The organism is Metapseudomonas otitidis (assembly GCF_900111835.1).
GTDB classification, from domain to species: domain Bacteria; phylum Pseudomonadota; class Gammaproteobacteria; order Pseudomonadales; family Pseudomonadaceae; genus Metapseudomonas; species Metapseudomonas otitidis.
The window spans coordinates 126,818-140,820 of sequence record NZ_FOJP01000006.1; the positions used below are offsets into that span (position 1 = coordinate 126,818).

General features: G+C 68.7%; 15 protein-coding genes. 7 read left to right on the forward strand and 8 right to left on the reverse strand.

Annotation, left to right across the window (positions count from 1 at the left end):
• Nucleotides 1-20: 20 nt before the first annotated feature.
• The 6 genes from BM198_RS09215 to BM198_RS09240 all read right to left on the reverse strand — a co-directional run bounded on the left by BM198_RS09215 (nucleotide 21) and on the right by BM198_RS09240 (nucleotide 5,673).
• Entirely contained in the window at nucleotides 21-620 is a 600-nt protein-coding gene (locus BM198_RS09215) for an amino acid synthesis family protein (RefSeq protein ID WP_044407947.1), read from the reverse strand.
• Between the two features lie 254 nt (nucleotides 621-874).
• Nucleotides 875-1,141, reverse strand: a complete 267-nt coding sequence (locus BM198_RS09220) for a hypothetical protein (protein ID WP_044407944.1) — start codon at nucleotides 1,139-1,141, stop codon at nucleotides 875-877.
• Complete coding sequence (locus tag BM198_RS09225) at nucleotides 1,138-3,960, reverse strand: DUF4132 domain-containing protein (RefSeq protein ID WP_074969403.1); 2,823 nt, start codon at nucleotides 3,958-3,960, stop codon at nucleotides 1,138-1,140. The genes BM198_RS09220 and BM198_RS09225 overlap by 4 nt, the downstream gene beginning before the upstream one ends.
• A 25-nt stretch (nucleotides 3,961-3,985) precedes the next feature.
• Nucleotides 3,986-4,429: a hypothetical protein gene (locus tag BM198_RS09230; protein WP_074969405.1), complete on the reverse strand. Its 444-nt coding sequence runs from the start codon at nucleotides 4,427-4,429 to the stop codon at nucleotides 3,986-3,988.
• 90 nt (nucleotides 4,430-4,519) lie between these two features.
• Nucleotides 4,520-5,314, reverse strand: coding sequence for a cytochrome c (locus BM198_RS09235; protein WP_074969407.1), 795 nt, complete (start codon nucleotides 5,312-5,314; stop codon nucleotides 4,520-4,522).
• On the reverse strand, nucleotides 5,314-5,673 hold the full coding sequence (locus BM198_RS09240) for a rhodanese-like domain-containing protein (protein ID WP_044407931.1): 360 nt from the start codon (nucleotides 5,671-5,673) through the stop codon (nucleotides 5,314-5,316). Before BM198_RS09240 ends, BM198_RS09235 begins: the two co-directional genes overlap by 1 nt.
• A 661-nt stretch (nucleotides 5,674-6,334) precedes the next feature.
• Between BM198_RS09240 and BM198_RS09245 the strand changes: the two genes are divergently transcribed.
• From BM198_RS09245 to BM198_RS09260, 4 genes are all read left to right on the forward strand, one after another.
• Complete coding sequence (locus BM198_RS09245) at nucleotides 6,335-7,540, forward strand: acetyl-CoA C-acetyltransferase (protein ID WP_074969409.1); 1,206 nt, start codon at nucleotides 6,335-6,337, stop codon at nucleotides 7,538-7,540.
• 15 nt (nucleotides 7,541-7,555) lie between these two features.
• Nucleotides 7,556-9,700, forward strand: coding sequence for a 3-hydroxyacyl-CoA dehydrogenase NAD-binding domain-containing protein (locus tag BM198_RS09250; protein ID WP_074969411.1), 2,145 nt, complete (start codon nucleotides 7,556-7,558; stop codon nucleotides 9,698-9,700).
• A gap of 135 nt (nucleotides 9,701-9,835) precedes the next feature.
• Nucleotides 9,836-10,564 (forward strand): DUF599 domain-containing protein, encoded by a 729-nt coding sequence (locus BM198_RS09255; protein WP_044407922.1) that lies wholly within the window; start codon nucleotides 9,836-9,838, stop codon nucleotides 10,562-10,564.
• Nucleotides 10,561-10,950, forward strand: a complete 390-nt coding sequence (locus BM198_RS09260) for an MAPEG family protein (RefSeq protein WP_074969414.1) — start codon at nucleotides 10,561-10,563, stop codon at nucleotides 10,948-10,950. Before BM198_RS09255 ends, BM198_RS09260 begins: the two co-directional genes overlap by 4 nt.
• A gap of 93 nt (nucleotides 10,951-11,043) precedes the next feature.
• Here BM198_RS09260 and BM198_RS09265 read toward each other — a convergent pair whose 3' ends face one another.
• Both BM198_RS09265 and BM198_RS09270 read right to left on the reverse strand, forming a co-directional pair.
• The gene (locus BM198_RS09265) at nucleotides 11,044-11,262 is read right to left on the reverse strand and encodes a hypothetical protein (protein ID WP_074969416.1); all 219 of its coding nucleotides are present in this window, start codon (nucleotides 11,260-11,262) and stop codon (nucleotides 11,044-11,046) included.
• Between the two features lie 67 nt (nucleotides 11,263-11,329).
• The gene (locus tag BM198_RS09270) at nucleotides 11,330-11,554 is read right to left on the reverse strand and encodes a hypothetical protein (protein WP_074969418.1); all 225 of its coding nucleotides are present in this window, start codon (nucleotides 11,552-11,554) and stop codon (nucleotides 11,330-11,332) included.
• A 139-nt stretch (nucleotides 11,555-11,693) separates the two neighbouring features.
• On the opposite strand from BM198_RS09270, the gene BM198_RS09275 reads away from it, so the two are divergent.
• Genes BM198_RS09275 through BM198_RS09285 form a run of 3 tightly spaced genes read left to right on the forward strand, consistent with a single transcriptional unit; the run spans nucleotide 11,694 to nucleotide 13,888 of the window.
• On the forward strand, nucleotides 11,694-12,158 hold the full coding sequence (locus BM198_RS09275; RefSeq protein WP_044407910.1) for a PaaI family thioesterase: 465 nt from the start codon (nucleotides 11,694-11,696) through the stop codon (nucleotides 12,156-12,158).
• Nucleotides 12,155-12,598, forward strand: coding sequence for a PaaI family thioesterase (locus tag BM198_RS09280; protein ID WP_069561226.1), 444 nt, complete (start codon nucleotides 12,155-12,157; stop codon nucleotides 12,596-12,598). The genes BM198_RS09275 and BM198_RS09280 overlap by 4 nt, the downstream gene beginning before the upstream one ends.
• A gap of 48 nt (nucleotides 12,599-12,646) precedes the next feature.
• On the forward strand, nucleotides 12,647-13,888 hold the full coding sequence (locus BM198_RS09285; protein ID WP_074969420.1) for an MFS transporter: 1,242 nt from the start codon (nucleotides 12,647-12,649) through the stop codon (nucleotides 13,886-13,888).
• Nucleotides 13,889-14,003 lie beyond the last annotated feature (115 nt).

Sequence of the window (14,003 nt, forward strand, 5' to 3'; positions counted from 1 at the left end):
CTCCTGCACTTCTTGTTGGATCAGCGGTTCTGCTCGGCTTTCTCGGCAGCCAGCTCTTCCAGATCGATGTAGCGGTTGCCGATGCGCGGGTGCAGGCGGCCACCGTCGGCGGCGCCGAGCACGACGATGATCTCGTCGGCACGCGGGGCGTCCTCGATCTGCATTTCCAGGGTGATGTAGTGGGAGCGCAGGCCTTCGTCGTCCTTGTGCATCATCGGGATCTGGATGGAGGTGCCGGGGCCACCGCGCTTGTTGGTGAAGCTCAGGTAGCTCTTGGCGTCCACCGCCTGGCGGTAGTGGTTGCCGAAGCGCAGGGTGTGGATCACCGCCGAGGCGTGCTCGATCTCACCGTCTGCACCGACCACGGCCGCCTTGCCGTAGGCCTCGATCTTGTCGGCACCGCCGACCAGGGCCACCAGGCGCTCGACCATCAGGGCGCCGAGGTCGGAGCAGTTGGCCTTGATCTCGGGCTTGAGGTCTTCCACGAAACCGCGGCCCAGCCAGGGGTTCTTGATCACGACAGCCAGCCCGGCCATGGTCACGGGCTTCTCGGCGGCCTTGCCGCCTTCGATGAAGGTTTCTTCGACGTAGCTGACGATCTTGCGGATTTCAAAACTCATGAATGGCTCCAGTCAGGTGGGCGGAAGTGTCTGTGCGTATGATGGTATACCATAATATCAGCAGTGCAAGTATCAGCTGTGACTTTCTGAAGGGGTGCAGATGGCCGGCGCCGTGTAGCCACATGCCGAGACGGTTGCAGGAAGGTGGAGGAGACCGGCGTGGCGTGCTGCCGAAGGGCCGGTTAACAGGCGGGACAACGGGCGCGCGTACCCGGGCGCGGCCGGGTACGCGTCAGCCCGCTATGGAAGAGCGGCTATTCGTAAAGACTGCCGCACAGCAGAAAGGTGGCGGCACAGCGCCAGGGGTTGGCGCCTGCCAGGCCCTGGCGGGCACCGAAGTCGCTGTCGTCGGCCCAGGCCAGGGCGCCGTCGAGGAAGTCCTCGATGGTGTCGTGGGCCCAGGCGCCGGTCTCCGGGGCGGCGAGGGCGCGCAGGCGGTCTTCGCGCAGGGCGCGGACGAAGGCGAGGAAGCTGGCGGCGTCCTCCACCTGCTCCAGCCGCTCGTTCAGCGTGGCGCTCATGCCGGCGCCTCGCTGCGGCGGATCTGTTCGAGGATGCTCGGGTCGTCGATCGCGCCGTCGTCCAGCAGCAGGAACAGCTTGCTGATGATCTCGCTGGTGCGCGCGTCGCTGTCGGCGAAGGGCAGGTAGAGGTCATCTGCCGGCTTGCCGGCCGGGACGATGCACAGGTAGTTGCCCGGCTCGATATGGATGACGCCGCTGCCCAGGTGCAGCCGGTAGCGCGCGCGGCTGCCGGTGATGTGGGCGTGGTGGCCCTCGCAGCGCACGTTGGCCAGCCCCAGGTTGCCCACCAGGGCCTGCACCAGTTCGGCGCGGCGCTGGATGACCTCGGCGCTGCCGGCGTGGGTGCCGGTCTCACCGGTGAAGGCCACGGAGACGATCAGGTCGGCGTCGCGCAGGGTTTCGGAGAACACCAGCGGCGGGACCTCCTCCAGGGGCAGGCGCGCGCGGTCGCGGACGAATTCGATGGCCTGCAGGGTGATGGTCTCGGTCAGCGGCAGGTAGCGCTGCGCATCGGGGAAGTCGACGAAGGCGTACAGGCCCTGGCCCCAGTTGCGGAATACCTCCTCGCCGTCGTGGGTGGTCCAGCCCCGGGCCCGCAGCAGGCGGGCGGCCACGGCGCTGCGCAGCACGTGACCGGCGAAGCGCATGGACTTCAGGCCGTTCTCCCGTTCGGCCGGGGTCAGCAGGTACAGCTCGCGGAACACCTGCTTGAAGGGCTGCACCCGGCGCTGGGCCACCAGGGCCTGCTGCCAGGCGGAGAGCGCGCCGGCCTGGTACAGGTGCAGCGGGTGGGCGATCAGCAGCGGGCCTTCGATGGGGCGCGCCGGTCCGGTCAGCGGGCGCAGGGCGAAGGCGTCGCCGTCCAGCCAGCCCAGCAGGCCGTCGCCATCGCGCAGTACCAGGTGGTCCAGCAGCAGGCGCGCCGCCGGCATGCGCAGCAGCTGGCGCAGTTGCGCCGGCTCCAGGGCTTCGCCCCGGGCCATCATGGTTTCCAGGGTCAGGCGGAAGCGGCGGATCTGGTCCTTCATGCGGCCCTGCAGGGCCTTCAGCTCCGCGTGGCCGTCGTGCTTGCGCAGGGCGGCGGGCACCGACTTCAGGCGCTTGCCGCCCTTGCTGGCGACCATGACCGGGTTGAGGCCCTGCAACTCCAGCCACAGGTCGTAGCCGTCCAGGTGCAGGCGGTCCGGGGTCTGTTCGGCGATCTCCGCTTCCATCGCCCATTCCAGGCGGGTGGCGTCGCCGTAGCCGGCGGTGCGGGCGAGGTTCTCCAGGCCGGCCTGGATGGAGGCCTGGGAGTTGGCCTGGCGTTCGGCACCGTAGCGCTCGACTTCGCGGTGGTAGCGCTTGAGGGCCAGGTAGCGCTCGCGGGTTTCGTCCGTGCCGCTTGTGGGCAGCAGGCCGTAGGCGCGCAGGGCGGCCTGGGCGTGGCGTTGCAGCTTCTTCTCCAGGGCCTTGCGCTCCAGGCCGCGGAAGGCGTCCAGCAGCAGGCGGGTGTTGGGGAAGGCCCAGGGGGTGCCTTCCAGCGCGGTGAAGTAGTCGGCCAGGTGCCCGGCGTCGGCCTGGTCCAGGGCGGCTTGCAGGGCGTCGCGGTCCACCACGCCCAGCTCCGGGTCGTCGCTGCTCTGCAGGTCTTCCACCAGGTGCCCGCTGTGGTCGACGGCCAGCGCCAGGTCGAGGTAGAGGCGCTGCAGGGGCTTCAGGTCGCTCCAGCCGAGGGCGTCCAGCACCGCTTCGCTGGCTGCACCGCTGAAGGGCAGGGCGGTGAGCAGGCTGGCGCGGGGGAAGCCGGCGAGCTGTTCGGCCAGTGCGGCCTCTTCGTCCTTTTCCAGGTGGCCGACGTCGAGCAGGGCGGTCAGTACGCGGCCCTGATGGTTTTCGTAGTGCCTTTCGAGGGCTTCTGGCTCCAGGCCGAGGCGTGCCAGCTCGCGCACGCCGGCCAGCAACCAGTGGGCGGTGGAGGTGCCGCGCTCGCCGATCAGGCTGCGCAGCTGCTCGGCGCTTTCCGGCAGTTGGGCCAACGAGCGCTGGACGAAGTCGGCGTTGAGCGCGTCCAGCCGTTGTTCGCCTGGGCTGCCGCCTGCTGCGAGCGGCGGCAGGGTGCACAGGCTCTCGGCCCAGGTGCGCACGGCGTGCTCGTGCCGGGCGGCATCCAGGCGGCCGGCGTCGGCCAGGCCCACGGCGAAGCGCCGGATGGCGTCCTCGGCCCTGCCCTGGTAGCTCCCGGCCAGCCGTGGGTGATAGGCGTCTTCGAGGGGGTTGCGGCGGTCCCAGTCGCCGCTGAGCAGCCACTGGGCAACGTCCAGCCAGGCATTGTCGACGGGGTGTTCGGCCAGCAGCTCCAGGCAGTCTGCCAGGTTGGGGGTGGTCCAGGCGTTGGCGGGGTCGTGCCAGTAATAGCGGGCCACGTAGCCAGGGCGGAGGGCGTGGTCGCTGTCCTCGAAGGCGTGGGCCAGCATGTGCCGCACGCGCCGCTCCAGGGCCTGGAAGCTGCGGGTGCTCGGGTAGGCGGCGACACCGGCGCTGCTGGTGATCTGCAGCAGGCGTTGGCGGGTGTAGAGGTGTTCGGTTTCGTCGTGGCCCAAGCTGCGCGGGAAGACCAGGGCGTCCACCAGGGCCTGCTGGCCGTCGGGGCCGGCTTCGGCGAGGAAGGCGTTGGCCAGGGCCAGGCCGTCCACCTCATCCCAGAACGGGTGATGGTGGCCGTCTTCGGCCAGCAGCGCGTCGCGTTCGGGCAGGGCATCCAGGGTGCGGTCGAGGAAGGCTTCGAGCAGGGCGATGCGGGCCTGCTGATGGGCATCGGCTTGGTAGTGCTGCATGGGGGGTGTCCGTTCGTGTTGGGGGTCAGCCGCCGACCAGGGGCACCAGGCGCAGGAAGGTGAGCCGGGCCTGGGCGGGCAGGTCGAGGGAATGGTCGAGGTCGTTGAGCATCTGGCCGTCGAGAAGGATGCGGTAGCGGCGCTGGCGAAAGCCCTCCAGGGCGCGCTGCACTTCGGCTTCGGCGTCGATCCGGGGGGCATCGGGGCGCTCGGCGTGCGGCTTGATGGCGCCTCGCGCGGCCTGGCGGCGGATCTCGTCGTCGCTGAGGTAGTCGCCAGGGGGGCTGGCCTGGAGGCGGTCCAGCCAGCCGGCGACCGTCCGTTCGGCCACCTGGTGCAGCACCACCCGGCGGATCAGCTCGCCCAGGGTGAGCCGGGAGTCCGCCAGGTGCAGGTTGAGGTCGGGGGTGAAGGCTTCGTTGCGGGCCCCGCGAAGGACCAGGCTCTCGACGTGCAGCTCGGTGCTCATGCTGGCCCTCCAGGCCGGCGATTCAGGTGAGCGAGCGTAGCGCTGGCGAGGCCGGCGGAAAAGGCCGACTGCGCGGGTTCGTGGCGGCGGTCACGGCGTCTTGCGGCCGCTCATGTGGCGCAGGTAGGCGACCAGTTGTTCCAGCTGCGCGTCATCGATGACCTGGGCGGGGAAGGCCGGCATGCGCGCTTCCGGCCAGCGGCGCAGGCTCTGCGGGTCGCGGATGTAGCGTTGCAGGAAGCCCTCGGCGAAGTATTCGGTGGGGTTGTAGGGCAGGTTCAGGTCGGGGCCGAACTGGGCGTCCCCGGCGCCGTTGAGGCGGTGGCAGGCCAGGCAGTTCTTCTGGAACAGGGCGAAGCCGGCCTGGACGTCGGCGCCGGCATCCGAGGCTGGCAGCAGCGCAGGGAAGCGCTCAGCGACGGAGGCCAGGGCGCGGATCTTCACCACCTGGAAGGGCCATTGCTCGGGGCTGATGCCGCCGGCTTCGGGGGCGGTCCACACCAGGTAGAAGGGGCCGGCGCTGGGCTTGTCCTTGGCCAGGCCCGGCCAGGGCTTGGCCGGGTCTTCCACGGCCAGCCAGGCGCGGGCGCCCTCGCGGGCCAGCAGCGGGGCGGCGCTGAGTTCGGCGGCGAAGCCGTCGGCCGCCACGGCCTGCAGGTGCTGCTCCGGTGCCACCCCGGGCAGCAGGGCCGCCAAGGGCACGGCCCGGTAGGTCATGGCGCGCTTGTAGGCGACGTCCTGGGGGATGCGCACCTCCTGGGCCTGGGGATGGGCGAGCAGCTCGGCGGTACTCAGGGTGCGGGTACCGCCGGGCAGTTCCAGGGTCAGGTCGGCGGCGCGGGCCAGGCCGGTGGCAAGCAGCAGGGCAAGGAGCAGGTGGCGCATCAGGGGGCGTTCTCCAACAGGGGCTTGAGCCGGGTGTAGCCGCCGGCATTCTGCACGTTGGTATAGCCCCGGGCGAGCAGGTCGTCCTGGGCGATGCCGGAGCGCCGGCCGCTGCGGCAGTACAGGACGATGGGGGTGGACTTGTCCGGGGCGACCTCGGCGATGCGCTCGCCGATGTCTTCGAAGCCGATGTAGCGGGCACCGGGGAGCGCACCTTCCTGGATCTCCTCCGGCGTACGCACATCGATCAGCACGGCGCCCTCCTGCTTCAGGGCCTCCAGGGCGGCGGCCTGGTCGACGTCGCCGGCGACCGCGTGGAGGCTGAGGGAGAGGGCGAGCGGGGTGATCAGATAGCGCATGGGTTCAGTTCCTTCCAAACAGTGACCGGTTGGACCCTAGCACACTCCAAAAAGGCTGTCCGACCGCTTTGGAACGCGGGTTCCAGCCCTGTGGGGGATGTCGTTTTGATGGCGTGCGGACGCTCCTTGCCCGCGCTGCGCCGCATTGAGCGGGGCGTAGCGCAGGCAGGCGGTGGTCAACCGACCAGGCGAGTCAGATTGGGAAGGATCAGGATGAGCGTGGTGGCAAAGACGATAAGGCTCGCCTGCCGCATCTTCGGCTGTTTGAACATGGCCAACTGCCTTTCTTCTTGTTGGGGCGCGGCGTCGGGCCCTTACGGCCTGGCCTGGTGCTGGCGCCCCGTGGCGTTGCTGATCGACCGCTCCGGCATGACCCGGCAACGGCCCCTTGCCCGTTGAACACTAGGTGCGGCCCGCCCGGCGGCTTAGAACGCTTGGGATCAAGCCGCCGGCCTTTACCCTCGGCTTTGCCATAGCGGCAGGGGCGAGCCTTGGGCCAGAGCCTCGCGTTGACCCCGGGGTCAGCCGACCGTTCGTCTGAGCGCCGTGGTCAATGGCGCTGAGCAGTTCGGTCATTGAGCCGGCGGGCGTCGCCGTTAAGGTAGACCCACCGCGGTCGGCCCCGGGTCGGCCCGTCTGCCTAACGACAAGAGAGAACGCCATGACCGAAGCATTTATCTACGACGCGGTGCGCACGCCCCGCGGCAAGGGCAAGAAGGACGGGGCGCTGCACAGCGTCAAGCCGGTCAACCTGATCGCCGGGCTGCTCAGGGCCCTGGAGGCGCGCAACAAGTTGGATACCAGCCAGGTGGACGACATCGTCCTCGGCTGCGTGACCCCGGTGGGCGACCAGGGCGCCGACATCGCCAAGACCGCCGCGCTGGTGGCCGACTGGGACGAGACCGTCTCGGGCCAGCAGATCAACCGCTTCTGCGCGTCGGGCCTGGAGGCCGTGAACCTCGCCGCGATGAAGGTGCGCTCCGGTTTCGAGGACCTGGTGGTGGCCGGCGGCGTGGAATCCATGTCGCGCATCCCCATGGGCTCTGACGGTGGCGCCTGGGCCATGGACCCGGAAACCAACCTGCACACCAACTTCGTGCCCCAGGGCATCGGCGCCGACCTGATCGCCACCCTGGAAGGCTTCAGCCGCCAGGACGTGGACGCCTTCGCCCTGCGCTCCCAGCAGAAGGCCGCCCGCGCCAGCGCCGACGGCTCGTTCAGCAAATCCCTGGTGCCGGTCACCGACCAGAACGGCATCGTGCTGCTGGACCACGACGAGTTCATCCGGGGCGAATCCACCCTCGAAGGCCTCGGCGCGCTCAAGCCGAGCTTCGAGATGATGGGCCAGATGGGCTTCGACGCCACCGCGCTGCGCAAGTACAGCCAAGTCGAACGCATCCACCACGTGCACACCCCGGGCAACAGTTCCGGCATCGTCGACGGCGCCGCCGCGATGCTCATCGGCTCCGCAGCCAAGGGCAAGGAACTGGGCCTCAAGCCCCGCGCACGCATCGTCGCCACGGCGGTGACCAGCACCGACCCGACCATCATGCTCACCGGCCCGGCGCCGGCCACCCGCAAGGCCCTGGCCAAGGCCGGGCTGTCGGTGGCGGACATCGACCTGTTCGAGGTCAACGAAGCCTTCGCCTCGGTGGTGATGAAGTTCATGAAGGACATGGGCGTGCCGGAGGAGAAGGTCAACGTCAACGGCGGTTCCATCGCCATGGGCCACCCCCTGGGCGCCACCGGTTGCGCCATCCTCGGCACCCTGCTCGACGAGCTGGAGAAGCGCCAGCTGCGCTACGGCCTGGCCACTTTGTGTGTCGGCGGCGGCATGGGTATCGCGACAATTATCGAGCGAGTTTGAGGCCGGAGAACAGAAATGACTGACGCCATCCGTTACGAAAAGGGCCAGGACAATATCGTCGTCCTGACCATCGACATGCCCGGCCAGAGCGCCAACACCATGAACGCGGTGTACCGCGAGGCCATGGGCGCCATCGTGGACCGCCTGGAAGCAGAGAAGGGCGACATCGCCGGGGTCATCGTCACCTCCGCCAAGAAGACCTTCTTCGCCGGCGGCGACCTCAATGAGCTGATCAAGGTCACCCAGGCCGATGCCAACGGCTTCTACCAGATGATCCTCAAGATCAAGGGCCAGCTGCGCCGCCTGGAAAGCCTCGGCAAGCCCGTGGTCGCCGCCATCAACGGTGCGGCCCTGGGCGGCGGCTGGGAAATCTGCCTGGCCTGCCACCACCGCATCGCCCTTGACGAGAGCCACGTCCAGCTCGGCCTGCCGGAAGTCACCCTGGGCCTGCTGCCCGGTGGCGGCGGCGTGGTGCGCATGGTGCGCCTGCTGGGCATCGAGAAGGCGCTGCCGTACCTCGCCGAAGGCAAGAAGGTGCGCCCGGACCAGGCCCTCAAGGCCGGCCTGATCCACGACATCGCCAAGGACCGCGACGAGCTGCTGGCCAAGGCCCGCGCCTTCATCGCCGCCAACCCCACGGCCGTGCAGCCCTGGGACGTGAAGGGCTACAAGATCCCCGGCGGCACCCCGTCGACCCCGGCCGTGGCGCAGATGCTGGCCATCGCCCCGAGCGTACTGCGGGACAAGACCAAGGGCTGCTTCCCGGCGCCGGAGAAGATCATGTGCGCCGCCGTCGAAGGCACCCAGGTGGACTTCGACACCGCCCAGCTGATCGAAGCGCGCTACTTCACCGAGCTGACCACCGGCCAGGTGGCGAAGAACATGATCGGCACCTTCTGGTTCCAGCTGAACGAGATCAACGCCGGCAGCTCCCGACCCAAGGGCCCGGCCCGCCATGAAACGAAGAAGGTCGGCGTGCTCGGCGCCGGCATGATGGGCGCGGGCATCGCCTACGTCTCCGCCGCCGCCGGCATCGAGGTGGTGCTCAAGGACGTGTCCATCGAGGCCGCCGAGAAGGGCAAGGCCTACTCCGCCGGCCTGCTGGACAAGAAGGTCGCCCGTGGCCACATGAGCGCGGAGAAGCGCGACGCCTTCCTCGCCCGCATCAAGCCGACCGTGGATGACGCCGACTTCGACGGCTGCGACCTGATCATCGAGGCGGTGTTCGAGAACCGCGAGCTGAAGGGCAAGGTCACCGCCGCCGCCGAGGCCAGCGCCCTGGCCGATGCTGTGATCGCCTCCAACACCTCCACGCTGCCCATCACCGGGCTGGCCACCGCCGTGGCCAAGCCGGAGAAGTTCATCGGCCTGCACTTCTTCAGCCCGGTCGACAAGATGCCGCTGGTGGAGATCATCCGTGGCGAGAAGACCTCGGACGAGACCCTGGCCCGTGGCTTCGACTACGTGCTGCAGATCAAGAAGACCCCCATCGTGGTCAACGACAGCCGGGGCTTCTTCACCTCGCGGGTGTTCGGCACCTTCACCAACGAAGGCATCGCCATGCTCGGCGAGGGCGTGTCGGCGGCGATGATCGAGAACGAGACCCGCAAGGCCGGCATGCCGGTGGGCCCGCTGGCGATCTCCGACGAGGTCTCCATGAGCCTGATGACCCACATCCGCAACCAGACCGCCGCCGACCTCAAGGCCGAAGGCAAGGCGATGCCGCAGCACCCGGCCTTTGCCGTGATCGACCTGATGGTCAACGAGTTCAAGCGCCCCGGCAAAGCGGCCGGCGGCGGCTTCTACGAGTACCCGGCAGGCGGCAAGAAGCACCTGTGGCCGGAGCTGAAGGCGCGCTTCGAGAAGGCCGACCGGCAGATCCCGCAGGAAGACGTGCGCGACCGCATCCTGTTCATCCAGGCCATCGAGACCGTGCGCTGCGTGGAGGAGGGCGTGCTGCTGTCCACCGCCGACGCCAACATCGGTTCGATCTTCGGCATCGGCTTCGCCGCCTGGACCGGCGGGGCGCTGCAGTTCATCAACCAGTACGGCCTGGACGACTTCGTCGCCCGTGCCCGCTACCTGGCCGAGCAGTACGGCGAGCGCTTCGAGCCGCCGGCGCTGCTGCTGGAGAAGGCGGCGAAAGGGGAAACCTTCTGAGCCCCGCGCGGGTCTGTCACCACAGGCCCGCACCCTGCTGAAAAACGTGCGGATAGCGACCTGCAGGGCGCTGTCCGCACGCGCTCGGGCGACTGCCGGCCGTTATAATGCGCGGCATTCTGCCTAGGAGCCTTCATGTCGAGCCACGCCCTGCACAACGTCATCGCAATCATCTGGTTCATCGTCTGCTGGGTCGGCTATACCCGCTACGCCATCTGGAAGGGCCGCGACACCCCCTGCCTCGCCTCGGTCATGCACCTCTACCGCGAGGACTGGATGCGCCGGCTGCTGATGCGCGACAACCGCATCGCCGATGCCAGCGTGATCGCCAACCTGGAGCGCAACGCGTCGTTCTTCGCCTCCAGCACCCTCATCATCCTCGCCGGCGTGCTCACGGTGCTGGGCTCCACCGAGCGCGCGGTGTCGATCCTCGCCGACCTGCCGTTCGTGCAGTCGGCCACCCGGGGCATCTCCGAGGTCAAGCTGCTGTCCATCGCGGTGGTGTTCGTCTACTCCTTCTTCACCTTCAGCTGGTGCATGCGCCAGTACAACTTCGCCGCCGTGCTGGTGGGGTCGGCGCCGCTGATCGGTGAGCGCAACGTGGGGGACCAGGAGCGCAAGGACTTCGCCGAGCGCACCGCGCGGGTCATCTCCCTGGCGGCCAACCAGTTCAACCTGGGCCTGCGCAGCTACTACTTCGGCCTGGCCATGCTGGCCTGGTTCATCAACCCCTGGTTCTTCATGATCGTGACGGCGGGCGTGGTGCTGGTGCTGTACCGCCGCGAGTTCCATTCCGCCGTTCTGGACGTGATGGTCTACACCCCGACCCGGGCGCCCGAGCCGCCCAAGGAGAAAGAGGAATGAGTCTGCCGTTCTGGTGTGTGCTTCTCGCTGTGCTGTTGACCTACATCCCACGGATTTTCGTGGGCAAGGCAATGAAGGAGGAGGGCAGTGGTTACGACAACCACAACCCCCGGATCCAGCAGGCGCGCCTCACCGGGCTCGGGGCGCGGGCGCTGGCGGCGCACCTCAACAGCATCGAGATATTCCCGCTGTTCCTCGGCGGGGTGCTGATGGCCCACACCACCGACACCCGTGGTTGGCTGGTGGACGGCCTGGCGCTGACCTTCATCGCGGCGCGGCTGGTGTTCCTGTTCTGCTACTTGCGCGACCTGTCGACGCTTCGCAGCCTGGCCTGGTTCGTCAGCCTGCTGTGCTGCCTGGTGCTGATGCTCAGCCCGGCACTCTGATCCCATGGCCCCGGCCAGGCCGGGGCACCCTCCTGCCGAGCGCTGCCTTGCTGGCAGTGCCCGGCCTTTCAAGGCATTCCCGCTCGTACAACCTCACCCATCACGGGCGGCGGAAGGCTGCCCGGCGGAGGCATCCCGGGTGGCCGGGCGGGCCGGTTCGGCCTGGGGCGGCTGGCTGGCCGCGAGCAATGAATCCAGCGCCTGGGAGGCGGACTCCTCGGCAGCGGCGAGGCGGTCTTCGGTGGTGGGTTCGCAGGCACTGAGCGCCAGCGTGAGGACGAGGCAGAGGGGCAGGGCGAGGCGTTTGCGCACGGTGGTCCTCCTGGACAAGGCGGACGGTAGGGCATGAGGCCGCCAGCTGGGGCTGGCGGCCTGCAGGTTACTGCTGGGTGCCGCCTTGCGGGGCGGCCGGCGAAGTGGTTTCGCCCGGTGCAGTGCTGGGGGCGGCAGGGGCGGGTGCCGGCTGGGTCGGCGGAGTCGCTTCCGGTTGCGTAGTGGCCGGCGGGGTCGCCGGTTGGGCGGCTTTCTCATCCGAGGGCTTGTCGCAGGCGGCCAGGCCCAGGGCAGAGGCGAGCAACAGGCTGTAGGCGAGAGGCTTTTTCATGTAGGTCTCCTTGGTCCGATGAATGTCGAGACCCCCTTTCGAACCCCATGGTCGGCCGGAAGTTCAGTCGGGCCTGCCCGGCGGTTGGCCGGCGGCGGTATCATGCGCGCCTTACCGCCAACGCCATGGGAAGTACCGGATGAGCGAAAACCCGATCTTCGACAACGCCCAGCGATTCCTCGCTGTGCTGCGTCACTGCCAGGTCCTCGGGATGCGCGTGCACAGCGCCGACCGCCAGGGTCTGACCCTCTGCCTGCCGTACAGCGAGCAGATCATCGGCAACCCGGAGACTGGCGTGATCCATGGCGGCGCCATCACCACATTGATGGACACCACCTGCGGCATCTCCACCGTGTGCGTGCTGCCGTCCTTCGAGATCTGCCCGACCCTGGACCTGCGCATCGACTACATGCACCCGGCCGAGCCGAACAAGGACGTCTACGGGTTCGCCGAGTGCTACCGCGTCACCCCGAACGTGATCTTCACCCGTGGCTACGCCTACCAGGACGACCCCGAGCAGCCCATCGCCCACGTGGTCGGCGCCTTCATGCGCATGGGCAAGGCCATCGGCGGGAAGACCGGGAAATCCGGAGGTGCGGCATGAGCCTGGACCTGAGCGCCCTGGTGCGCGAAGCCCACGAGAAGAACGACTACGACGCCCTGGTGAGTGCCATTCCCTATGCGCGCCTGCTGGGCATCGAATGCCTGCGCTTGGGCGACGACATGGTCTTCCGCCTGCCCGCCAGCAAGGACAGCATCGGCAACCCGACCTTGCCGGCGATCCACGGCGGGGTGATCGCGGGGTTCATGGAACACGCCGCGATGCTGCACCTGCTGACCTTCATGGGCACGCCACATTTGCCCAAAATCATCGACTTCTCGATAGATTACCTGCGCGCCGGGCACTATCGTGACACTTACGCCCACTGCCAGGTCTGGCGACAGGGGCGGCGCGTCGCCAACGTCGCCATCACCGCCTGGCAAACCACTCAGACCGAGCCCATCGCCACCGCTCGAGCCCACTTCAAGGTCGACGAACCCTGACCCGTGGCCGGGCGCGATGCGCCCGGTCCATGCAACAAGGAATCCTGGATGGATGCGCTCCTGATCCTCGGCGGCCTGCTGTCGATCCTCTTCAGCCTGGTCTGGCTGATCATGCTGGCTTTCGGTACCAGCCTGCTGTGGGGCTTCGGCAGCCTGCTGCTGCCGCCGATCACCCTGGCCTACATCGCGGCGCACTGGCGCACCGCGCGCAAGGCCGTGATGCTCCTCGCGCTGGGCATCATCCCGCTGGTGGTGGGCCTGACCATGCTGGCCTACCGCGACCCCGAGCGCCTGCATGCGCTGCTCAGCCTCGACTGGGCCAAGCCGGAGAAGCAGGCCCCGGGCGAGCTGGCCATCCACCTGCGGGGCGAGCTCAACGGCGAGCCCTTCCTGCCCCAGCAGGCCGAGCTGATCGACGGCGTGCTGAGCCTGCGCGAAGGGCAGGACTTCTTCGCACGGCGCGAGGTGAGCATCCGCCTGCCCAGCCAGCCCGAAGGCGACGTGCGCCTGGACATCCTCCCGGAAGACCCGGGCAGCAAGCCCGAAGTGGAAATAAGCTGGCTGCTCCCCGAGCAGGATCTGCCGGAGGCCCGCCGCCTGAGCAAGGGCTACACCCTGCACCTGGACCTCAAGCGCACTGGCCCCAACACGCTGGCCGGCGGCTTCCACCTGGTGCTGCCGCCGCAACTGCGCACCACCCTGAGCGGCGACCTGGAGCTGTTCACCGACCGCCTGCGCTACGCCAACGGCCAGGTCGACCTGCGCCACGACTCCCAGGACACCCTCGCCTACGTCGCCCGTGACTACCTGCAGCGTCGTTTCGCCACCCGCGAGGTGCAGGTCACTCACCTGCCCCCGGTGAGCCTGCCGGCCCGCGACCTGGACCTGGACGTGGAGGCCCGCATCGACGGCGTGGCCCAGCGCCTGCCGCTGCAGTTCTTCAAGAGCGACCTGCGTGGCTGGGGCATCCGTGGCGATGCCTTCCCGCCGTTGCCGGCCGTGGAGGCCAAGCCCGCCACCGCCGAGGCCGAGCCCGAAGAGGCGCGCCCCAGCCGCCCGGTTGACCGCCGCCAGCGCTTCTCCCTGGAGCGCCTGCTGACCAACCCCAACCGCTACCAGAACCTCACCGTACGGGTGCAGACCGCCCGAGGCAGCCAGGTGGAAGGGCGCTTCACCGGGATCAACCCCGATGGCCAGGTGGTGATCCAGCGCAACGTCTCCGGCGCCGGTTCCGCCAGCTTCGTGCTGCGTCCCGAGGAAATCGCCCGGATCGAATTGCTGGAGCCCTGAGCCCGCTTCCACCCCGCCAGGCGTGCGCTCCCGCGCATCCTGGCGACGCCGCTCGTAGCGTCGTGTGAAAAAAGCCCTTGAAATTCCACAGCATGGCCCCATCTCGGCTGACATC

Excerpts from the sequence above, each read along its gene's own strand:
- BM198_RS09215 (WP_044407947.1), bottom strand. The coding sequence starts at position 620 with ATGAGTTTTGAAATCCGCAAGATCGTCAGCTACGTCGAAGAAACCTTC.
- BM198_RS09220 (WP_044407944.1), bottom strand. The coding sequence starts at position 1,141 with ATGAGCGCCACGCTGAACGAGCGGCTGGAGCAGGTGGAGGACGCCGCC.
- BM198_RS09225 (WP_074969403.1), bottom strand. The coding sequence starts at position 3,960 with ATGCAGCACTACCAAGCCGATGCCCATCAGCAGGCCCGCATCGCCCTG.
- BM198_RS09230 (WP_074969405.1), bottom strand. The coding sequence starts at position 4,429 with ATGAGCACCGAGCTGCACGTCGAGAGCCTGGTCCTTCGCGGGGCCCGC.
- BM198_RS09235 (WP_074969407.1), bottom strand. The coding sequence starts at position 5,314 with ATGCGCCACCTGCTCCTTGCCCTGCTGCTTGCCACCGGCCTGGCCCGC.
- BM198_RS09240 (WP_044407931.1), bottom strand. The coding sequence starts at position 5,673 with ATGCGCTATCTGATCACCCCGCTCGCCCTCTCCCTCAGCCTCCACGCG.
- BM198_RS09245 (WP_074969409.1), top strand. The coding sequence starts at position 6,335 with ATGACCGAAGCATTTATCTACGACGCGGTGCGCACGCCCCGCGGCAAG.
- BM198_RS09250 (WP_074969411.1), top strand. The coding sequence starts at position 7,556 with ATGACTGACGCCATCCGTTACGAAAAGGGCCAGGACAATATCGTCGTC.
- BM198_RS09255 (WP_044407922.1), top strand. The coding sequence starts at position 9,836 with ATGTCGAGCCACGCCCTGCACAACGTCATCGCAATCATCTGGTTCATC.
- BM198_RS09260 (WP_074969414.1), top strand. The coding sequence starts at position 10,561 with ATGAGTCTGCCGTTCTGGTGTGTGCTTCTCGCTGTGCTGTTGACCTAC.
- BM198_RS09270 (WP_074969418.1), bottom strand. The coding sequence starts at position 11,554 with ATGAAAAAGCCTCTCGCCTACAGCCTGTTGCTCGCCTCTGCCCTGGGC.
- BM198_RS09275 (WP_044407910.1), top strand. The coding sequence starts at position 11,694 with ATGAGCGAAAACCCGATCTTCGACAACGCCCAGCGATTCCTCGCTGTG.
- BM198_RS09280 (WP_069561226.1), top strand. The coding sequence starts at position 12,155 with ATGAGCCTGGACCTGAGCGCCCTGGTGCGCGAAGCCCACGAGAAGAAC.
- BM198_RS09285 (WP_074969420.1), top strand. The coding sequence starts at position 12,647 with ATGGATGCGCTCCTGATCCTCGGCGGCCTGCTGTCGATCCTCTTCAGC.